Origin of the sequence: Corynebacterium sp. p3-SID1056, from assembly GCF_025152525.1 — a bacterium.
Classification (GTDB): Bacteria; Actinomycetota; Actinomycetes; order Mycobacteriales; family Mycobacteriaceae; genus Corynebacterium.
This window is the reverse complement of the sequence record NZ_JALXXL010000004.1, coordinates 1-21,148: the sequence shown is the minus strand read 5'-3', so window position 1 is coordinate 21,148 and position 21,148 is coordinate 1. Positions and strand designations below refer to the sequence as shown.

Here is a 21,148-nt window from a genome sequence, read left to right as displayed (position 1 = left end):
TACCTTAGTGGATGTGTCACGGTGCCTGAAATGAATGCCTTAGGTAAAACCTCTCACTGCTCGTCTGCATGCTTCAGCTCATCAATATGCACCGTCTTTGCTGCGGCGACGCGGTCGAAGCGCTGCGGGAAGCACGTCAGCACGAGCACCTGCGCGTTCTTGCCCGCCTGGGTAAACAGCGTATTCATCAGCGCGAGTCGCTCTGGGTCGGTGGCTCCGAGCGCGTCGTCCACGACCACCGGCACCGGCGCTGTCTCTCCGCTTTCGGTAACTAGGTCCGCGATGGCGAAGCGTGTGAGTAGGGCGAGCTGTTCTTTGGCGCCGCCGGATAGCGAATCGAGGGGCACGGTGACGTCGCCAAGCGAGCGGTCCGTAATCTGCAGCCCTTCGCCGAAGTTGAAGTCGACGTCCTTGCCGTAGATGACGCGGGCGCGCTTGCGGATGGCCGCGTTGAAGGGCGCGGTGTACTTCGCGCGGGCCTCCTCGCGGCAGGCATAGAGCGTGGTACGCAGCAGCTTGATCGCTTCGGCGCGGCGGGTGGCCTTCGCCAACTCAGTTTCCGCCTTCTCCAGACGCGCCTCTGCCTTGTCGGCCTGCTCGGCGGCGCCGGTGGCTTGCTCGATGCGGCCACGCAGCTCGGTAATGCGGATGGTCGCCTCGTTCTTGCGCTGCTGCATGTTCGCGACGCGCGCCTGCTCCGCCCCGAGAAGTGTGTGGGCAAGCTCCACGTCGGCTTCGTCAGCCGCGGTTGCGAGCGTGTCCGCCTCCTGCGTCGCTGTTTCAAGCGCGGATTCTGCCTCCTTGTGCGCGGCTTCGAGCGCCTCGCGTGGCTGTGCCTCTTCCGCAGCTGCGAACTCCTTGTCCGCGCCTGCTGCCTCGGTGGCCTTGGCCTCCACGCGCGCCTCCAACACCGCGAGCGCCTTCGCCGCCTTGAGCTCCGCGTAGGGCTTCAGGGCCGCCTCCGCCTGCTCCACCTCACGCTCGGCCGCACCGAGTGCGGTGTGGGCGTCCTTGACCGCGTTTTCGGCTTCCGCCTCGTCGATGCTCTCGGCCTTGTCATCCACACCCAGCGCCTCGGCGAGCTCCTCGAGAGTTGCGGCGAGGCGCTCCCGCTCCGAGGCGAGTTCCTCACGGTCGGCACCGGCGAGTACGTCCTCGCGTCGGCGGCGCGCGGCCTCCACCTCGGCGGCCTGCGCCTTGTGCGCATCGCGCAGGTCACGCAGCTCTTCGAGGCTCTCGCAGCTGGCGGCCTCGAGCAGCTCGGCGAGCGCCGCTTCCGCCTCGCGGACCGCCTCGCGCGGGTCCTGGGCGCCTTGGGCGGCGCGGTAGGTCAGCTGAAAGCCTTCGATGTCGATCCGGGTGCCATCGAAGACGTTGACTTCCGTAGATGCGGTGGCGTGCACATCCAGCGGCTCACCGTCGACGGTGACCGTGCCGTCCTTACCGGTAAGCTCCACCTTGGACGAGGCCGCGTCGCGTAGCTTGCGCTGCAGCGCGACCTCGTTTTCCGCGGTCTCTGCCGCGCGCACATCGGCGTCCGTGACCTCTTTTGTCGGTGTCGCATCGAGCGCTTCACGGTACGCCCTCTCCGCCTCGTTCACGCGCTTCAGGTGCGCCTTAACCGTGGCAAAACGCTGCGTGGCGCGCGCGAAGTCGCGGCGATGCTCGGCCTCTTTCACCTCGCCGCGAGCAGCGGACACGGCTTCCTTGGCCTGTGCCAGGTCCTCACGCAGCTGCGCGACGTGTGTCTCCTCGTTCTCCGCTTCCTTGCGCGCAGGCTCCAACGACGCGCGAAGGTCCGACTCCTCCTTGCGTAGCACTGCGACGCGTTCAGCCAGCGCGGTACGCGTCTCGAGGTCCTGCTCCGCGCGCGTGAGCTCGTTGTTCGCCTGCTCGCGCTTCGCGTTCGCCTGCCCGAGCTTTTCCGCCAGTTCTTCTGCCGCCTTAGCCTCCTGCTCGCGTTCCGCCAACGCCTCCTCTGCCCCGGGCAGTTCGGCGTCGACCTGCGCGATCTCCTCTTCGCGGCGGGCGACTTCGTCGACGTAGCGACTCAGGCTCTCGACGTCGGCTACACGCGCCTCGTACTCCTCGCGGGCCTGTTCCACATCCGTCGCGAGTTTCTTAAAGCCCGCCTTCGGCTTCGGGTTTGCGGCGTTGGTCCAGTACTTGGCGTATTCCGCGTCCACGTCCTGCATGAGCTGGGTGTCTTCCGCGCCGGAGTCGCCGGGACCCTCGCCCTCGTCGAGCGCGGTGGCGATCGTGGGCACGCCGGCGGCCTGCACGGCCGGGTCGAGCTCGCCCTGGCGCAGAAACAGCGTCTCCATCAGGGTGCGGTCGAGGTGCTCATCCAGGATGCGGGTGAGCTCGTCGTCGGCGTTGCGGCCGGTGAAGTTCTCCCGGCGCGGCGCGCGCACGGTAAGTTCCGCCTGGGGTGATTTCAGCCAGCGCTTGCGCACGGTGAACTCCACCTCTCCCACGGTGGCGGAAAGCTCCACCTCCGGGCCGACGTCCTTGTTCGCCGGGGCGTACTTGGCAATCTTTTTGCCCTTGGCGGAGTAGCGCTCGTTGAGCACCAGGTCGATGCCTTCCAGGATGGTGGACTTGCCTGCCTCGTTGGGGCCGTGGACGATGATCACGCCGGTCTCGGGCAGCTCTTTAAGCTCGAGGTGCTCGATAGCGCGGAAGTTCGTGATGGTCAGGGAGTGGATGCGCATGGGCTAGTTCGCCTCCTGGGAGAGTCGGAACAACAGGTTGACCGCGTCGCGGGCGGTGGCGTCGCCCGCGGTGGCCTGGCCGATGAGTTCGTGCATGGCCTGGTTGGCAAAACCGCTCAGAGGGAGGTTGTCCAGCTCGTCTTCCCCCGGCTCGAGGTGGAGGTCCATGAGCCGCTCGCGCGGGTACAGCGCGGCGAAGACCGGCTCGAGCTCGCCCAGTTCCCGCTCCAGGGTGCGGGTAGCCTCCAGCCCGAGGGTGCCGGTGAACGTGTACTTGATCACGGTGCGGTCTTTGTCCGGGTACTCCCGCAGCTGGGCAATCACAGCGTCGACGTCGTCCGCGTCAGCGACCTCCCAAAACAGCGCATCAAAGGTCCAGGTGCCGGTGCGGACCTTATCCACCTGCACCTGTGCGCGCCCGTCCTGTTTGTCTATCTCTACGACCAGCGCGTTGCCGGAGTCGGCCTCGCCGCCGATCTCTGGGCCGGTGTGCTCGGCAAAGTTGGTGGTCTCGGGTGCCCCGGAAAACCACACCTGCCCGCTCGTCCCTAAAGACGCAGTCGAGTGCGAATCCCCCAGCGCGACGTAGTCAACCACCCCACGGTCCAGCGCGTCTTCTAACACGTCGAGCTGAATCAGCGCCTCAGTGCCTTCCTTGCCAAAGCCCTGGACCTGGCCGTGGCCAACTAAAATGCGTACGTTGTCGGTGGGCTCGAGCCCGCGCACCACGCGGGCGCAAAGGTCCTCGGAGGGGTGCTTAGTCAACAGCGGCGCGCCGACTACCTCGACTCCTGCGGCGGCCTCGACCGGTGCCTCGTCGGCAAGCACTGTGACATTGGGGATGTCCTCGGTGTGGCGAAAAATCGAATCGGCCACCAGCGGGTCGTGGTTGCCTGGCAGTAAGTAGACGGGCACGGGTAAGCGGCGCAGTGCCTCAAGCGCGCGGCCGAGCGTGCGCTGTTCTAAGGCGTTGTGCTCGAACACGTCGCCGGCGATCACGATAAAGGCGGCGCCACGCTCGGCTGCGAGAGTGCCGAGCGCGTCGATGGAGCGCTCGCGTGCCTCGTCGAAGCGCGACTGTGCCTCCGGGCTTAAGAATTTTCGGGTCATCCCGATCTGCAGATCGGAACTGTGGATGAATGTAGTTTTCGTCATGCCTTTTACATCTACCAGGCCGACCTCACACACGCCCGGCCACACTCGCACAACTGTTCTAGTCCTCGCGCGTGAGGTCCTCGTAGAGCTCCTCAATGTCGGCCACCGCGCGCATCTGGTCGATGTTGGTAAAAGAGATGGACTGCATCGCGGTCTGCAGCAGGTCCATGTCGGAGTCCTCGATCATCGGCGCGATCTTTGGGTTCGGCAGGTCAGGCAGATCGCGGCCCGTCCAAAAATACTCGGAGCCAGGAACCGTGCTCTCGTGCGCAATGGAGGCCGCTTCCTCGCGCACGACCTGCTCCAGACGAGCGATCGTCACATCCCGCACGCTGAACACCAGCGAGGGCGTCGAGTCCAGCTTCTCCGCGGCCTGCTGCGCCACCGCCACGACGTGCTTGCACACCCGCGCGCTGTCGGGGCAGGTGCAGGAGAAATACACCTCATCCGGTGCGGCGAAGAGCAACACGTCGAGCACGCGGTCGCGGATGTCGCCCTTCAGCGCCCGGTCAACCGCGCCGGCCTCGCGGGCGAGCTCGCCGATCGCCTCGCGGACCTCCCCTGCTGAGCGAAACGGCAAGAGGATCGAGACCTCGAAGGGGTAGTTCTGGCTGCCCACCACCGAGGCAGTAATCCGCGCGCGGTCGAAGTGCAGGTCATGAACGTGCCCGCCGGCGGCGTACTCTCGCCCGCGCGTCGCCCGGCCGAGATCCGTTTGCCGCACCGCCGCGTTGACCATCCGCATTGCGGGCTGGTTCATCGCGCGCGCCGCCATTACCCGCTCGCCAGTCTCGGAGGCCGAGGACACGCGCTTGCGCTGCCCAAAGTTGGCGTAAATGACGTTGCCCTCCCGCGGGCGCTTCTTCTCTGCCATCACTCCTGCCTCCCTCGGTAGCTAATCAGACGCGACAGATCTTCGGTGTCTAGCTCGGTGATCCAGCCCTCGCCTTCGCCGACGACCGTGCCGGCGAGCTGCATCTTGCCGTCGAGAATGTCCTGGATGGATTCCTCCATCGTGCCCTTGGTAATCATCTTGTACACGGTCACGTCCCTGCGCTGCCCGATGCGGAAGGCGCGGTCGGTGGCCTGGTTTTCCACCGCGGGGTTCCACCAGCGGTCCATGTGCACCACCACTGACGCCGCCGTCAGATTCAGCCCGGTGCCGCCCGCCTTCAGGCTCAGAATCATCGCGCGCGGCCCGTCGTCGCGCTGGAAGCGTTCCACCATCGCGTCGCGCGCCGATTTGCCCACCCCGCCGTGCAGGAAGGGAATCATCTCGCCGAGCTGGTCCGACAGGTAGGGCTGCAGCAGGTCGCCGAAAGCCTTGTACTGGGTAAAGATCAGCACCCGCTCGTCCTGCTCCACCGCCTGGAAAAGCAGGTCCATCAGCTTGGCCACCTTGCCGGAGCGGTGTGTGCCCTGCACGGTCACCGGCGAGCCGTCGCCGAGGAAGTGCGCGGGGTGGTTACACACCTGCTTAATGCGCGTGATCGTGGCCAGCACGAGCCCGCGCCGCGCCATGCCCTCGCGCCGCTCAAGCTCCTGCGTCGTGTCGTTGACCAGCGCGGTATACAGCGCCGCCTGTTCGTCGGTCATGTCGACGGCGATGACGTGCTCGCGCTTTTCCGGCAGGTCGTCGATAATCGCGGCATCCGTTTTCACCCGCCGCAGAATAAAGGGCGCGGTCAGCCGCTGGAGCCGCTGCCCCATCTCATCGGCCAGCGCTTCGTCGCGCCGCGACTCAATCGCCTTGGCGAAATGGTTGCGGAAAAAGGCCTGCGAGCCCAGCATCCCCGGATTCACCCAATCCAGCAGGCTGCGCAGCTCCGCCAGCTTATTTTCAATCGGGGTGCCGGTCAGCGCAATGCGGTGTCGTGCGGGTATTGCCCGCACGCTTTTCGACGCCTGCGTGCCCGCATTCTTAATCGCCTGTGCCTCGTCACAAACCACATGGTCCCACTGCACCAAGGCCAGCTCACGCGCATCGCGGCCCACCACGCCATAGGAGGTAATCACCAGGTCTGCCTGCGAGAGCTTGTCTACAAGCTGCTTCCCCTTCGCGCGGCCTGCGCCGTGGTGGACCACCACGTCCAAATCGGGCACGAAGCGGGCTGCCTCGCGCGCCCAGTTGCCCACCACCGAGGTCGGCGCGACCACCAGCGTCGGGCCTTGGACTCGCCCGGCCTCACGCTCGACTGCGAGCAGGGTCAGCAGTTGAAGCGTTTTGCCCAGCCCCATGTCGTCGGCAAGCACGGCCCCTAAATTGTTGCGCGACATGTAGTCGAGCCAATCCACGCCGCGGCGCTGGTACTCGCGCAGGTGCGCGTGCACCGTATCCGGGATTGCCACCCGCTCCGGCGCGGGGCGGTCCTGCCCGCCCACCAGCGAGGTAAACCAGGTCGAGCCCGTAAACTCGATCGGCTCCTCGGCCAGCGACTCGAGCGCGAGCTGGCGCAACTCCGCAGCGGAGACCACGCCCTCACCCTCGTCGTGCAGCAGCGTGTCGTAGTGTCGCTGCGCTTCGTTGGCCGCCTCGCGCAGCGCTTCCGCGTCGTCAGAGCCGGCGGCCTCGGCAAGTTCGGCGAGCTTTGCCGCCCGATCGACCTCCGCCTTCGCCTCCTCGAGGGCGCTGCGCTGCAGCTTCTTCATGTACTGGCGGGTACGCGACAGGTCCTTCCCGTTGGCCAGCACCCACTGACCGCGCAGCTTCACCAGGCCCGTCTTGGAGTTGATAAGCTCCTTCATCTCCGCGTCTGTCAGCTCGGTATCGCCCACCGAGACCCGCCAGTCGTACTGCACCAGCTGGTCGAAGCCGATCCGGGTCACCGTGGAGGAATCGTAGGGGTTGTCCGGCTTGCTCACCTTCAACTTCGCCGAGGTCACCGCCCGCGACCAGGCCTTCGGCAGCATGACGGTAAACCCTTCGCGCTGCAGCTTCGCCGCCTCCGTTTCCACAAAGCGCACGATCTCCTCGGTGGAGAGGTAGCAGTCCCAGTCGCCGCTGCGCATGTCGCGCACACCGCCGTGGCGGCGGTAATCCACCAGCTCGCTGATATCGATGGCACGTTGCAAAGCATCGCGCAAGGTTTGCGACGTCTGCGCGTCGTAGTCCGACTGACGCACCGGCCGCGGCGCATCCGTGCCCGCGCGCACCTGCACGCGCACCGGCCACGTGAGCTCGCCGGTAGCTTCGGCCGACTCGGCCGACTCCGCGTCCTCCGGCTCGTCCTCGGGCGCCTCGACGAGAAAGACCAGCTGGAGGTTCACCGCGGTGATCGAACCGCTCCAGTCATTGATCTTGGACACCAGCGACGCGCCACCCCGACGCAGCGGTGTACCGAAGACCAGCGAGGCCACAAAGTCGTGCCACGGATACGGCCGCACCCGCGCGGGCACCTCCAACTCGTGAAGCCGGGCGGTGGCGATCCAGTGCGTGAGCGTCTGCGCCATATCCTCGCTGATATTCGGGTCATTGAGCACAAGCACCCCCGGCGCCGCCGCCACCATCTGCGCGAGCCAACCGCGCTCTTTCACCCCGGTGCCCAGCTTGAACTGCGCGTAGAAGTGCGCGTCCCGCTTCGGTACGTGGATGGACACGCGCCCGGCGCGCACGAACTGGGCAAGGCCCTGGTAGGCGTGGATCAGCCAGACAAGGTCGGGCGCGATTGTATCGCGCTGGTGGGCGTCGAGAAGCGAAAGCTTGGCTAAAGCCGCAACGGTGCGCGCGGGCGAAAAGGTGGCCGTGGGGGCGCGCAGCGTGACCTGCTTGCCCTTCGGGGTCTGCAGAGTGATCGGCGCGCGGCCGCGGAAGTGATTGCCCGCCAACAGCTCGGCGACCAGCGGCGGGAACGTGCCCTCGGGCACATCCGCGAAGGTGACCACCCGGTGACCGGAGACCTGCTCAACCCAGATGTTGAGCCCGGACTCCGGCAACCAAAGTCCGTGGAGCAGGTATTGAGGCATACCCACCCTTATACCACTGCCAAAAATTCCCGCATCTGATTGGATCCCGCCCAAACGTACCCGCCCCCCTGTTACACTACGGATTTTGTAACTCAATTCACACCGTACCCGCAAGGAGATGCAGATGTCTGACAGTTTCTGGCTCGTCGTCGCCATCGTGCTCTACTTCGGTGTCATGGTGGCCATCGGGTTTTATTCCTGGCTCCAGACACAGAAGTATGACGACTACGTACTCGGCGACCGCGGCCTCCACCCATTCGTCGCCGGACTCTCCGCCGGCGCCTCCGACATGTCCGGCTGGCTGCTGATGGGCCTGCCCGGCGCGCTGTTCGTGTCCGGTATGAGTGAGCTGTGGATCGCCATCGGCCTGCTCATCGGCTCCTGGTGCAACTGGAAGTGGGTCGCCCCGCGCCTGCGCGCCTACTCCGAGGTATCCAACGACTCGATCACCCTGCCCAGCTTCTTTGAAAACCGCACCCGCGACTCCTCGCGCGTGCTGCGCGTCGTCGCCGCAGCGATCATCATCTTCTTCTTCACCTTCTACGTCTCCTCCGGCATGGTCTCCGGCGGGCGCTACTACGAGTCGACCTTCGGCGGCGAGTACCTCGTCGGCATGCTCATCGTCGGCTCGATCACCGTGCTCTACACCTTCATCGGCGGCTTCTTGGCCGTCTCTTACACGGATGTGGTGCAGGGCGTACTGATGTTCCTCGCCCTGATCACCGTCCCAATCATGGCGCTGATCGCCGTGGACAACCCGGGCGATCTCTTCTCCTACGCCACCGACCACTCCTACGGTCCGTGGCCGGAGGGCAACCCCGACTTCTTCAACCTGGTTGCCGGTGTCTCGGCCGCCACCATCATTGGCAACGTCGCCTGGGGCCTGGGCTACTTTGGCCAGCCCCACATCGTCACCCGCTTCATGGCACTGCGCTCACCCTCGGAGGCGACCGCCGCGCGTCGCTCCGGCATCATCTGGGTCGCCTTCTGCTTCCTCGGCGCGATCTTCACCGCGCTGGTCGGCACCCTGTTCTTCTCCCAGACCACGCACTCGGTGACCGATCAGGAAGGCTTCGAGACGATCTTCCTCGACCTGGCGCGCATCCTCTTCCACCCGCTGATCGCCGGCTTGGTGCTCACCGCCGTCCTCGCGGCCATCATGTCCACCATGTCGTCTCAGCTGCTGGTGACCTCGTCCGCGCTGGTGGAAGACCTGTTCCGCATCTTCCGCAAGGACGCGAGCCCGACCACCCTGCTGGTCGCCTCCCGCACCATGGTCGTGCTCATCGCCGTGATCGCCATGCTCATGGCGTTCAACCCCTCCGACACCATCCTGGGGCTCGTCGGCTTCGCCTGGGCAGGCTTCGGTGCCGCCTTCGGCCCCGTCATCGTGGCCGCCCTGTACTGGCGCAGGCTCACCGCGCCGGGCGCAGTCGCCGGCATGGTCGTCGGCGCCATCACCGTGTTCGTATGGGGCTCCGTCGACGCGCTTTCCGGCATGATCTACGAGATCGTCCCGGGCGTGCTCCTCGCCACCCTGGCGATGGTGCTTGTCTCCCTGGCCACCAAGCCCAAGCCTGGCGTGGCCGAGGAGTTCGACACCGCAGTCGCCGTGACCAACTATGCGTTCGCTCACCCCAAGGCGAGCTTCCACGACTCGCTCGAGGCCGTCGAACACAACAAGTAAGGGAACCGCGGCAGGTCCGCGTGCGTCTAAACACGTATGCGTACCTACCTCACTCTCCTCACAGCCGCGACGATCCTCGTCGCACCCATCCCCACCCCGCGCGCCGTCTTAGGCATCAGCGCAGGCCCGCCGCGCGCCACAGTGCTCGGCTACAGCCGCGAGGCCTTCGGCACCGGCTGGGCCTCGCTTGCCGACGGCTGCACCACCCGCTCAAAAGCCCTCCACTCAACCTTCGGCGCGGTTCCAGCCGCCGCGGGTTCCCCGGACCCCTGCCCGGCACCCCGCAACGATCCGATTCGCGGGCCCTACACCGGTGCCCCCATCACCCCGCACGACGTCGAGCTTGACCACGTCCTGCCGCTGGCCGCTGCCTGGGACTTGGGTGCCCACGCATGGGAGCAACCCCGCCGCGAAGCCTTCGCCAACGACCCGCGCAACCTCATCGTCGTCGCCGCGGCCGCCAACCAAGAAAAATCCGACCAACTGCCCAGCGAATGGATGCCTCCCAAACGCTGGCAGCGCTGCGCGTACGCGCACCGGCTCGCCGACATCGCCCGCGCCTACGAGCTCGCCTTGCCGCGCGCCGATCTGCGCGAGATGCGCCGCGCCTGCAGCGGTGTTACCGGACTGTTGGGCGCTCGCTCCATGTGAACTGTGACGATATTGCACGCTTGCCGTAAGGTGGTGCAGCATGGTTACCTTTTTCACTGCTTTGCACGTGGTCGCAGCCATCATCCTGCTCGGCCCCGTCGTCGTGTCCACCTCCATGTTTCCCAAGCAAGCCGTCGAGGCCCGCACCGGCGGCGAGGAGGCCACCGGCCGCGCCTCCGTGCTGCACAAGGTGACAAATACCTACGGCATGCTCTCCGTGCTGGTCCCGCTGCTCGGCGGCCTGGTCATGGCCACCGACTGGGGCACCTACAAGACCAACTACTTCCTGCACACCGCGATCATCCTGTCCGTGATCGCGTGGGGCTTGCTCTTCTTCATGGTCATCCCGCAGCAGCGCGCCATCATGGGCTCGCTCGGGGCACTCTCCCCCGCTGAAGGCGATGTTTCCGACGCCGCGTCGAACTTTGAAAAGGCCAAGGCGAAAGCAGCTGCCGGGTCCGGCGTCTTCAACCTGCTGTGGCTGCTCACCTTCATCCTGATGTTCCTGCCGACGCCGGCCTAAAGCCACTACGTTTCTTGCCCTGCACCCCGCCTGTGAGCTGGTGCGGGGCTTTTTAGCGCATAAACTGCTGTGCGAGCTGCGCAAGTAGGGGCAGAAGCACAACCAAAATCGGGATGACGATCGAGAGAATCTCGCCCGGAGTCATCTCAGTGCTCGAAGATTCCTTTTCGGAGGAAGAGGAACTCTTCGAAGACCCCGAGCTCCTCTCAATCAGCTCGTCGTACACCCCCGCAGTGTCCAAGCCCGCAGCCGCGAGGAATTCCCGGGAGCCTTCCTCGTTGCCAATCAGACGGCCGTCGCGCGGCGCTGCGGCCCAGCCCATCGGCTTGCCGTCAACGCGAACCCGGCCCAGCGTGGCCGTGCCGACGTTGCCCGGCGTAGCAGGCCCGATCGAGGCCACACCGAGAAAACCGCGCCCCGGAATCCACAGTGGGCCGCCGGAATCACCCGGGCGCCAGTGCGCGCCGCGTATGGTAAAGCTCTGCCCCACAGCCCGGTAGAACGTCCCGCACGTCTCGTCGCTCGTGCCCATGTGGGAGGTCTCGCCGTGGTAGCAGACCTCCTCGCCACGCTTGACGTCGGTGGGGTCGACGATGGTGTCGCCCGAGTACGGGTTACCGCCGAGGACGACGTCGCGGTCCCACTGAATAAAGCCCCAGTCGTTGGAAAACAGCTCGTCGTAGCGCGTCGATGGGTGGAAGGTGCCGAGCTCCCGGGTCTGCGCCTTCGTCTTCCGATCAATGAGCCGAACTCGGTCGCCTTCCCTACCGCAGTGCGCGGCCGTATAGCTAATGCGCTGCTCCGTATCGACGTAGCCTAACGTGCACAAACCGATGCTCGTGGAAAAGGCCAGCCCCTGCTCCGGGACTGGCGCGGGCGCTGCGTGCGCCGCCACCGGGGCAAGGCCCAGAGAGGAAGCGAGGGCAACTGCGGTTAGCGCGCGGGAAGTATTCACGTGTCTTCACCTTTGGTGAGAAAAAGCTGTCGTACTCCTTTAAGAATAGTGCACGGCAGACAGGTTCGGGAGCCCCAGACGAGACAAAAACCCGAACACGGTACTGACAACCCGGCGTACTCCCTCGCCCGCGGGCCCCACGGAGGAACCGCCGCGCGAAACTGGCGCAACTAGGTTCTCCATGTACAGCCCCATCAACTGCACCTCGGTAACCGCGGGCCCATCGTGCGGCACGACGCCCACGACAAAGTTCGCGCCGCCCACCACCGGCAGCTGGCGCGCTGCCCACTGGCTCGAAATCACGCCCACGAAGCCGCGGCCGGGCACCCACAGCGGCCCGCCGGAATCGCCGGCGCGGGTGAGCGGGGCGTCGACAAAGAAAGTGTTGCCGACCGCACCCGCAAACTTCCCGCAGGTAGCGCCGCGCGCTCCGTGGCTGGCGTTGCCGTGGTAGCACACCGTCTCTCCCAACGCGATGTCGTTGGGGTGTATCCACTGGTTGCCGGAGTGCGGGTTCCCACCCATCGCTACCCCGGTATCCCACTGAATCGCCGCCCAGTCATTGCCCAAACGCTGGTCGTAAGCCTTGGAGCGGTGAAACGTGCCCATCGGCCGGCTCAGCGCACCGGTCGCAGGGTCGACCACCGAGACCCTGCCGCCCTCGCGCCCACAGTGCGCGGCGATCAGGCTGCGCTGACGGGCCGGGTCGCTAAAGCCCACGGTGCACATGCCTCCGTCAGTCGCCACCACCGACCCTTGGCTCACCCGGGGTGCGGCCGACGCGGACGGCGCCGCCACCATCAGCGCCGCGAGCAGTGCGGCAAGCACCCCCATCGTCAGGGTTCGGTGGAGTTGTTGCATGGCATCCTTCCTTGCAGCCAGTGTGGGAAAGCTCACCTCACTGTACTTGTGCACCTGCGGGGGCACAAAAGCAAAACGGGCCCACAAAGGCCCGTTATTTCGCTCTCGCCGCTAGTCCCAGTTGCGGTTCCCACGACCGCGACGATCGTCCCTGCGACCACGGTTTCCACGGTGGCCACGGTGGTCACGGTGGTCGTCAAACCCGCCGCGGCGCCCACGCCCGCCGCGATCGCGCGGCGGTGCGCCGTGGTCGCGCTGAATGTTAATCAGCTGACCCGAGATGCGCGTGTCCGAGAGCCGGTCGAGCACCTTCCTATCCAGCTTCTTCGGCAGCTCCACCAGGGTGAAATCGCCGCCGATGGTGATGCGCCCGAAGTCCTTGGAGCTCAGGCCCCCCTCGTTCGCCAGCGCACCGACGATCGCGCCCGGGCGGACGTGCTGGCGCTTGCCCACGTCCAAACGGTAGGTATCGAAGTCCGCGCTGTCGTTGTGGCGGCGCTTGCCGCGACCCCTGCCGCGGTCGTCGCGGTCCCACCGCTCACGACGATCCCGACGCTCGCGCTTGTCCTTCGGCGGTTCCTTCATCAAGAACTCGTCGCCAGCCAGCGCCTGGGTGGCCAGGGCCGCGGCGATGTCGTCCATCGGCACGTTGTTGGCCGCCGAGTACTCGCGAACCATCGACTTAAACAGTTGCAGCTCGGTGGCCTCCAGGGATTCGGTGATGGAATCCATGAATTTCACCTTGCGGCTCTCGTTGACCTCGTCGACACTCGGCAGGTCCATCTCTTCGATCTTCGCGTTCGTCACGCGCTCGATCGAGCGCAGCATGCGGCGCTCACGCGGGGTGACAAAGAGGATCGCCTCGCCGGTACGCCCCGCGCGGCCGGTGCGGCCGATGCGGTGGACGTAGCTCTCCGTGTCGTTCGGGATGTCATAGTTGAGCACGTGCGAGATGCGCTCGACATCCAGGCCGCGGGCGGCGACGTCGGTGGCGACCAGGATGTCCACGCGTCCGTCGCGAAGCTGGTCGACGGTGCGCTCACGCTGCTGCTGGGCGATATCGCCGTTGATGGCGGCGGCCGAGAACCCGCGGGCGCGCAGCTTTTCGGCGATCTCCTCGGTTTCGTTCTTCGTGCGGACGAAGACGATCATCGCCTCGAACTCGGTGACCTCGAGGATGCGGGTGATCGCGTCGAGCTTGTTGCGGTGCGCGGTAAACAGGTAGCGCTGCGTGATGTTCGTGTTCGTGCGCGTCTCCGACTTGACGGTCACCTCGACCGGGTCGTTGAGGTAGTCGCGGGAGATCTTGCGGATAGCGCGCGGCATCGTCGCCGAAAACAGCGCGACCTGCTTCTCCTCCGGGGTGTCCTCCAGGATGCGCTCGACGTCTTCCTGGAAACCCATGTTCAGCATCTCGTCGGCCTCGTCCAGGACAAGGAAGCGCAGGTTGGAGATGTCCAGCGAGCCCTTCTGCAGGTGGTCGATTACACGACCCGGGGTGCCGACGATGACCTGTGCGCCGCGGCGCAGCCCGGACAGCTGGATGCCGTAGGCCTGTCCGCCGTAGATCGGCAGGATGTGCACGCCACCGAGGTGGTCGGCAAAAGACTGGAAGGAGTCGGAGACCTGCAGCGCCAACTCGCGTGTCGGCGCAAGCACGAGCGCCTGCGGGTAGCGCTTCGAGGTGTCGATGCGGCTTAAGATCGGCAGCGCGAACGCCGCCGTCTTGCCCGTACCGGTCTGCGCGAGACCCACGACGTCGCGGTCCTGCATCAACAGCGGGATGGTCTCGGCCTGGATGGCGGAAGGCCGCTCAAAGCCGACCTTCTTGACCGCCTCGACGACCTTGTCTGGCAGGTCGAGGGTGTCGAAGCCGTGTGCCGGCTCAGTAGTTTCATTTTCTGTGTTCTCGGTGGCTTCGTCAGTCTGCTGCGAAGCGCCGGTGTCCTCAGCGTTGCCCGCATCCCTGGTGTCTTCTGCGGCCGTCTCTTCGGCCGCGACATCCTGCGGGGAGTGCTGATTTTCCGACAAGTTCATATCCGGCCCATTCTCGCTGCCGGTCGCGTTTTCGGAAGTGCTCATTGCTTCACCAGCGTACGCCACCCGCGACGACAACACTATTCTGCAAAAACGGTGCGCAAGTTGTCAGCTGCCTGCGCGCTGCGCTCCGGAGCGGTCGGTCGCTTTTAGCCCAGCGCCAAGTCGGCGCGCAGTCCTCCGCCCTCGCGCGCCGCGAGGTGGAGGTTGCCGCCGTGGGCGCGCGCGATGGCGTCGGCAAGCGAAAGCCCCAGCCCGTGCGAGCCGGCCACCCGCCCAGCGCCGCGTACGAACGGCTCCTTGAGCCGCTCCACCTCGCCCGGGTCAAGTGTGGAGCCCTGATTTTCGACGACCACCGCACCGCCCTCAACCGTCACCACAGCAGTCCCCGCAACGCCGTGCTCGACGGCGTTGGCCACGAGGTTGCTTACCGCCTGGCGCAGCAGCACCTCATCGCCGGCGGCGGCCGCAGGTGCACCGCTCACGCGCAGCGGGACGCCGTACTGCGCACAGATCTCGGCGCATAGCGCGACCATGTCCACCGGCTGGCCGGTGAGGCTGCCGGGCTGGGCCGCCTCCGCGCGAGCGAAAGCGAGCAGGCGCTGAACGGTCTGCCCGGCTCGCGCGTTGACCTCGCGGATGCGGCGAAGCGCGCCGACGAGCTGTTCGTCGGAAGCCGCGTCGGCCTGCATGAGCGCGACGTCCGCAACCGTCTGGATCGTGGCGATCGGCGTCTTCAGCTCGTGGGAGGCGTTGGCGGCAAAACGGCGCTGCGCGTCCAGCGAGGCGGCAAGCGAGTCCAGCATCTGATCGAAGGCGTTCGCAAGATCGCCCACGTCGTCGGCCGGGCCCTCGTAGTGCATACGCTTGGCGACGTCCCCGTCCGAAACCTCGCGCGCCACCGCGGCGATCCGGCGCACGGGCGAAAGCGCGTAGCCGGCGACGAACCAGCCCACCAAACCTGCGAGCGCGGTCAAGCCGACGAGCGCGACGAGCATCGTGGCGAGCACGATGGTGATGATGGAGGCGGGAATGGGCATGGCGGCGTCGATAAGCACGCCCTCGGGGCCCGGCAACGACACGTGCAGCGGCACCGGAGTCAGCGCGAGGTAGGCGCACACGAGCGCGGTGAGTACTGCGCCGGCACCGAAGACGGTGGCGACAAGCACGAGGGTCAGGCGCAGGCGTAGCGTCATGGGCGGGCCTCCTCCGCGGCGTAGTAGCCGGCACCGGGCTGGGTGTGGATGATCCAGGGGTCGCCGAGCTTGCGGCGCAGGTGCGAGATGGTCACGCGCGGCGAGTTGGTAAAGGGGTCGGCAAAAGCGTCCCAGGCCTCCTCAAGAAGCGCTTCGGCCGAAAGCACCGCCCCGTCTGCGGCGAGCAGCACCTCGAGCACGGCGAACTCCTTCGGACTCAGCGAGATCGGCTCGCCCGCACGCGTGACGATGCGACGCGCGGTGTCCATGCGCACATCCGCGCACCGCAGCACCTCGGACTTCGGCGGGGTGTGACGGCGCAGCAGCGCGTCGACGCGCGCGAGCAGCTCCGGCACCTCGAAAGGCTTGGTGAGGTAATCGTCCGCCCCGCTCGCGAAACCGGCGAGCCGATCGTCGAGCGCGCTGGCCGCGGTGAGCATGAGCACGCGGATGTGCGGGTGCTCGGTGCGGATGCGGGCGCAGACCTCGTCGCCGTGCACGCGCGGCAGGTCGCGGTCGAGCACCACCACGTCGGCGTCCTCGAGCAGCTCGAGCGCGGCCGCGCCGTCGTAGGCCACGCGGGTGTTGCGCCCGTGCGCGGTGAGCGCGGCGGCGATGGCGTCGGCGAGGTAGACCTCGTCTTCAACAACTACAACGTTGGACATGCGGGTCATTTTAGACCGGCGCTGCGCTGCGGTTAAGCGTGTTAACGCTCTCGCAACACGGCGGTTTTTAGTCTCACCCTCATGACGAATGCTTCCAGACTTCCGCCGCGCATCGCAGGCGTCGACGCCGCCCGCGCGGTCGCGCTCGGCGCCATGATGTGGGCGCATCTGACCGATTCGACCTCGCCGTGGCTCTACGGCTTCCCCTCCGCGCTCTTCGCGTTTCTGGCGGGCGTGTCGATGCAGCTGAGCATGCGCGCCACCGGCGGGGCGGCGTTGGCCCGTGAGCGTCACCAGGCGATGATGCGCGGCGCAGCCCTGCTCACGCTGCACGTCGTGCTCACCCCGCTTTCGGGTTCGATCACCGTCGTGCTGGGCACGTTCGGTGCCTGCTACCTCGCGCTCGCCTGCGCCCCGCGCTGGCGCACGCGCACGCTCGCGATGCTCTGCGCCGGGCTCACCGTGGTCTCCGCGTTGCAGCTGCCGCTGTCGGTCACCGCGCCGCCGTACCCGCTGTTCGAGTGGGCCGCACTGATGGTCGCAGGTATCGTCGCCGCGCGTTTTCTGCCGCGCTTGCCGCTCGTCGCCCCCATCGGCGCCGCGTGCGCAGCCCTTGGTGTTATCGCCCGCCCGCTTCTCGACGCCCACCAGTTTCCCTTCCTCAACCCCAACGGCCACACCGGCGGCCTCATCGCCACCATCAGCGAAATCGGCTGCTCGCTCGCCGTTCTCGGCCTCTGCCTGCTGCTGTTTGCACGCTGGTGCCCGTACCCCATCCAGGCGCTGGGCCGGATGCCGCTGACTGTGTACTGCCTGCACGTGGCAACCGCCGTGCTGCTTCCCGCCGGCCCGCTCTCAGCCGCCTTGAGCATTGCCGCCGCCAGCGCGCTCGCGTCCGTGTGGCTGCTGCTGTACCCGCGCGGCCCGCTCGAGCAGGCACTTCGCAGCCTCACCCACGCCGCCTCCCGTCAAGACCTCCCCCAACGACACGCTGTAAAAGGAGCTTAAATCATGCACACTATCCGACTCACCACCGCAGCCACCGCCGCCGCGCTACTGATCGCTGCGCCCGCGGGTGCACTCGAATCCACCCACTTCGCCGACGGCTCCCCTGAGGGCTCGTCCGTCGTCTCAGTGCGCACCGCCAACGACGACCCCGCCGAAGGCGTGTGCACCGGCACCGCTGTCGCCCCGCACTGGGTCGTTACCGCCCGCCACTGCATGGACCACCTGCCCACCCCGGGCGGCTCGGTGCGCGTCGGCGAGGGCGACAACCAGCGCACCGTCGCCGTCGATCGCTGGCAGACCGCCCCGCAGGGCGACATCGCCCTGCTGCACACCGCTGAAGACATGGGTCTGGACCACTACGCCACCGTCGATACCGAGGTGCCCGAGCCCGAGACCCCCGGCACGGTCTACGGCTGGTCCTCGGAAGGCTCCGGCGGCACCACCCGCCTGCCCATGACCGAGGCCACCATCGAGGGCCCCAACCCCATGGCGCTTTTCGACGGCCACCAAGCCCTCACCGTCACCCTGCCCGAAGGCGCCGGCATCCACGGCGGCGACTCCGGCGGCCCAGTCTTCCGCGACGGCAAGCTCACCGGTGTACTCAGCGCAGGGCTGTTTATGAACCCGGACGACCCGGAGGAAATCGCGATGGACACCAACTCGGCCGCCTCCGCCGCCCCGCTTGGCGACGCCGCCGAGTGGATCAACAACACCATCACCGAAAAGGACGACGACGATACTTCCACCGCGCCGTACGTGCTCGCCATCGCGGTGCTGTGTGTGGTGGCGGTTGGCGCGGCGGCGGTGGCGAGGCGTCGAAAAGCATAGGCCCTCTTTGCTGAACCTGAGATTATGTGGTGCTATAGGTAGTAATATCACTCGAACCGCATAATATTCCCATGGAAGGTGGCCCACGCACCATGTCCACAACCGCCGCACGAAAAACTCGCGGCTTAAGCCACCGCCACATCCACTTCATCGCGCTCGGCTCTGCCATCGGCACCGGGCTGTTCTACGGCTCCGCCGGCGCGATCCAGGCCGCCGGACCGTCGGTGCTGTTGGTGTACCTGCTCGGCGGTGCGGTCGTCTACTTCATGCTCCGCGCGCTCGGCGAAATGAGCGTGCGCCACCCCGTCCGGGGCTCCTTCGCCGTCTACGCGCGCGAACACCTCGGCGGGCTCGGCGGCTACATCACCGGCTGGATGTTCGCCTTCGAGATGATCATCGTGTGCCTGGCCGACCTCACCGCCATCGGCATCTACATGAAATTCTGGTTCCCCGACACCCCGGCCTGGGTGTGGATCACCGCCACGCTGCTGATTATCGGCGGGGCGAACCTCGCCAGCGTGCGCTGGTTCGGCGAGCTGGAGTTCGCCTTCACCCTGATCAAGGTCGTCGCCGTGGTCGCCATGATCGTCGGCGGTGCCGCCATCCTCGCCTTCGGGCTCGGCACGCAGCCCGAGGCCACCGGCATTTCCAACCTGTGGAACGACGGCGGGTTCTTCCCCAACGGGCCAGAAGGCATGATCGCAGCCTTCATCCTCGTGCTCTTCGCCTTCGGCGGCACCGAAATCATCGGCGTTGCCGGCACCGAAGCCGACGACCCTGACCACTCCATCCCCAAAGCCGTCAACACCGTGCCGGTGCGCATCCTGCTCTTCTACGTCCTGGCCATCCTGGTCATCCTCATGATCAACCCGTGGCGCAGCATCACCGGCGAGGAATCCCCATTTGTGCAGATCTTCTCCACCCTGGGCGTGAACTGGGCCGCGGGCCTGCTCAACCTCGTGGTGATCACCGCCGCACTCTCCGCCATCAACGCCGACCTCTTCGGCACCGGCCGCGTGCTCACCGGGCTGGCACGCGAGGGGCTCGCCCCGCGTGCAATGGCGCGCACCATCCGCGACATCCCCGTAATGACCACAGTGACGCTGCTCATCGTCCTCGTCGTCGGCGTGGTGCTGAACGCAACTTTCCCCAACGTCTTTGAGACGATCGCCGCGCTCGCCACCTTCGCCACCGTTTTCGTGTGGCTGATGATCCTTCTCAGCCACCTTGCTTCTCGACGCCACATGTCCCCCGCCGAAGCCCAAGCCCTCACCTTCCCCGTCCCCTTCTGGCCCTACGGGCAGTGGTTCGCCGTGGCGTTCATCCTCTTTACTTTCGGCATCATGGTCTGGCAGCCGCAGTACCACCTCGCCCTCGGCGTGGGCGTAGCGTTCCTGGTCATCATGACCGCGCTGTATTTCGCCACCGGTCGACCAAAAGCCGTGGCTGCCGCTCACACCGAGGACGATTTCAAGTAAGCACCGTAGGCACATTTGGCGCACAGACCCGCCCGCTTCCGCCCGAATTCTTTCCGAATTTGCCCGACTATCCAAGCAATGGTCATAACATTGTGCAATGATGGGAGGCGGAAGCATTTTTCTACCGGCAACCCGCCGGAGTAAAAGGAGAGTCTAGTGAGCATCACGAACCCGTCCACCCCGCACCACAACATCACCCCAGGCAACAAGGTTGTCCTCATCGGTGCCGGCTCGGTTGGCATGGCCTACGCCTACGCACTGATCAACCAGGGCCTGTGCGACCAGCTCGCGATCATTGACATCAACGAAGAAAAGACCTGGGGCGAGGTCGAAGACCTCAACCACTCCGTGCCCTACTCCGGGCACAACACCAAGGTCACCGTCGGCACCTACGAGGACTGCCGCGACGCTGCCCTGATCGTCAACTGCGCAGGCGTTGCCCAGCGCGAGGGCGAAACCCGTCTCGACCTGGTCGGCCGCAACGTAAAGATCTTCGAGTCCATCAACAACGAAGTCATGGCCAACGGCTTCAACGGCATCTACCTGGTGGCCACCAACCCGGTCGACGTGCTCACCTACGCCACCCAAAAGCAGACCGGCCTTCCGGAATCCCAGGTGCTCGGCTCCGGCACCGTGCTCGACACTGCCCGCTGGCGCTACAACCTGAGCCAGAAGTACAACGTGTCCGCCACCTCGGTCCACTCCTACATCATCGGCGAGCACGGCGACACCGAGCTGCCCGTCATCTCCACCGGCTCCATCGCCGGCATCGCCCTGCGCAACCGCCTGGCCAAGGAGGCCGAGACAAACCCGGACGTCTACAAGGAAATCGACGAGATGTTCGTCGCCACCCGCGACGCCGCGTACAAGATCATCCAGGCGAAGGGCTCGACCGACTTCGGCATCGGCGGCTGCCTCGCCCGCATTACCCGCGCGATCTTCATGAACGAGGACGTCGTCCTGCCGGTCTCCGCCAAGCTCGACGGCCAGTACGGCCAGTCCGACATCTACATCGGCACCCCGGCCGTGGTCAACCGCAACGGCATCCGCGAAGCCATCGAACTCCACCTCAACGAGGAGGAGCTGGCGAAGTTCACCCACTCCGCAGAGACCCTGCGCAACGTGATGAAGGAAGCCGAGCTCGTCTAGCCACTTTTAGGCATGCTTGCCCGCGCCCCAGTTGTTGCTGGCGCGCGGGCTTTTGCCTGGGGTTTTAGTCGGGTGGTTTTCGGTGTTCGGCGCGGGCTTTGTGGTCGGTGCCGGTGGCGGTGACGTTGCCGTAGGGTGAGACATACACGATCTGCCCGTCGCGTCTTTCCGTATGGCCCCTTGTGCCGCGTGCGGCCTGGGAGTTGTGGTACTTGCACAACCACCCAAGATTGGATGGTGTGGTCTCGCCTCCGCGTTGGTGTTCGACCATGTGGTGC

General features: G+C 66.2%; 16 protein-coding genes and 1 pseudogene. 7 read left to right on the top strand and 10 right to left on the bottom strand.

What is annotated here, in order from left to right:
- Window positions 1-53 precede the first annotated feature (53 nt).
- From M3G14_RS04600 to M3G14_RS04585, 4 genes are read right to left on the bottom strand one after another with little or no spacing between them, the layout of a single operon-like run.
- Complete coding sequence (locus M3G14_RS04600) at window positions 54-2,714, bottom strand: AAA family ATPase (protein WP_259924997.1); 2,661 nt, start codon at window positions 2,712-2,714, stop codon at window positions 54-56.
- A 3-nt stretch (window positions 2,715-2,717) separates the two neighbouring features.
- Window positions 2,718-3,869, bottom strand: coding sequence for a metallophosphoesterase (locus M3G14_RS04595; protein ID WP_259924996.1), 1,152 nt, complete (start codon window positions 3,867-3,869; stop codon window positions 2,718-2,720).
- A 58-nt stretch (window positions 3,870-3,927) separates the two neighbouring features.
- The gene (locus tag M3G14_RS04590) at window positions 3,928-4,743 is read right to left on the bottom strand and encodes an SWIM zinc finger family protein (protein WP_259924994.1); all 816 of its coding nucleotides are present in this window, start codon (window positions 4,741-4,743) and stop codon (window positions 3,928-3,930) included.
- On the bottom strand, window positions 4,743-7,832 hold the full coding sequence (locus M3G14_RS04585) for a DEAD/DEAH box helicase (RefSeq protein ID WP_259924992.1): 3,090 nt from the start codon (window positions 7,830-7,832) through the stop codon (window positions 4,743-4,745). Before M3G14_RS04585 ends, M3G14_RS04590 begins: the two co-directional genes overlap by 1 nt.
- A 124-nt stretch (window positions 7,833-7,956) precedes the next feature.
- Here M3G14_RS04585 and putP point away from each other — a divergent pair, with 124 nt between their 5' ends.
- The 3 genes from putP to M3G14_RS04570 are packed head-to-tail and all read left to right on the top strand — an operon-like array spanning window position 7,957 to window position 10,693.
- Window positions 7,957-9,519 (top strand): sodium/proline symporter PutP, encoded by a 1,563-nt coding sequence (gene putP / locus M3G14_RS04580; protein ID WP_259924991.1) that lies wholly within the window; start codon window positions 7,957-7,959, stop codon window positions 9,517-9,519.
- Window positions 9,520-9,555: 36 nt separating this feature from the next.
- Window positions 9,556-10,170 carry an HNH endonuclease family protein gene (locus M3G14_RS04575; protein ID WP_259924989.1) on the top strand — a complete coding sequence of 205 codons (615 nt, stop codon included), beginning with the start codon at window positions 9,556-9,558 and terminating at the stop codon, window positions 10,168-10,170.
- Window positions 10,171-10,210: 40 nt separating this feature from the next.
- Window positions 10,211-10,693, top strand: coding sequence for a DUF2269 domain-containing protein (locus M3G14_RS04570; RefSeq protein ID WP_259924988.1), 483 nt, complete (start codon window positions 10,211-10,213; stop codon window positions 10,691-10,693).
- Between the two features lie 52 nt (window positions 10,694-10,745).
- Here the strand turns inward: M3G14_RS04570 and M3G14_RS04565 are convergent, their stop codons facing one another.
- The 5 genes from M3G14_RS04565 to M3G14_RS04545 form a co-directional block, all read right to left on the bottom strand.
- Window positions 10,746-11,648 (bottom strand): S1 family peptidase, encoded by a 903-nt coding sequence (locus M3G14_RS04565; RefSeq protein ID WP_259924987.1) that lies wholly within the window; start codon window positions 11,646-11,648, stop codon window positions 10,746-10,748.
- Between the two features lie 39 nt (window positions 11,649-11,687).
- The gene (locus tag M3G14_RS04560; protein WP_259924986.1) at window positions 11,688-12,509 is read right to left on the bottom strand and encodes a S1 family peptidase; all 822 of its coding nucleotides are present in this window, start codon (window positions 12,507-12,509) and stop codon (window positions 11,688-11,690) included.
- A 111-nt stretch (window positions 12,510-12,620) separates the two neighbouring features.
- Window positions 12,621-14,591, bottom strand: coding sequence for a DEAD/DEAH box helicase (locus M3G14_RS04555; protein ID WP_259924985.1), 1,971 nt, complete (start codon window positions 14,589-14,591; stop codon window positions 12,621-12,623).
- A gap of 104 nt (window positions 14,592-14,695) precedes the next feature.
- The gene (locus M3G14_RS04550) at window positions 14,696-15,742 is read right to left on the bottom strand and encodes a HAMP domain-containing sensor histidine kinase (protein WP_259924984.1); all 1,047 of its coding nucleotides are present in this window, start codon (window positions 15,740-15,742) and stop codon (window positions 14,696-14,698) included.
- Window positions 15,739-16,407, bottom strand: a complete 669-nt coding sequence (locus M3G14_RS04545; protein ID WP_259924983.1) for a response regulator transcription factor — start codon at window positions 16,405-16,407, stop codon at window positions 15,739-15,741. The genes M3G14_RS04550 and M3G14_RS04545 overlap by 4 nt, the downstream gene beginning before the upstream one ends.
- 81 nt (window positions 16,408-16,488) lie before the next feature.
- On the opposite strand from M3G14_RS04545, the gene M3G14_RS04540 reads away from it, so the two are divergent.
- The 4 genes from M3G14_RS04540 (at window position 16,489) to M3G14_RS04525 (ending at window position 20,870) form a co-directional block, all read left to right on the top strand.
- Window positions 16,489-17,415, top strand: a complete 927-nt coding sequence (locus tag M3G14_RS04540; RefSeq protein WP_259924981.1) for a DUF1624 domain-containing protein — start codon at window positions 16,489-16,491, stop codon at window positions 17,413-17,415.
- 3 nt (window positions 17,416-17,418) lie between these two features.
- The gene (locus tag M3G14_RS04535; RefSeq protein WP_259924980.1) at window positions 17,419-18,243 is read left to right on the top strand and encodes a S1 family peptidase; all 825 of its coding nucleotides are present in this window, start codon (window positions 17,419-17,421) and stop codon (window positions 18,241-18,243) included.
- A 92-nt stretch (window positions 18,244-18,335) separates the two neighbouring features.
- Complete coding sequence (locus tag M3G14_RS04530) at window positions 18,336-19,721, top strand: amino acid permease (RefSeq protein WP_259924978.1); 1,386 nt, start codon at window positions 18,336-18,338, stop codon at window positions 19,719-19,721.
- A gap of 156 nt (window positions 19,722-19,877) precedes the next feature.
- Entirely contained in the window at window positions 19,878-20,870 is a 993-nt protein-coding gene (locus M3G14_RS04525; protein ID WP_259924977.1) for an L-lactate dehydrogenase, read from the top strand.
- 64 nt (window positions 20,871-20,934) lie between these two features.
- Here M3G14_RS04525 and M3G14_RS04520 read toward each other — a convergent pair.
- Window positions 20,935-21,148: pseudogene (locus M3G14_RS04520) on the bottom strand (hypothetical protein); the annotation flags it as partial.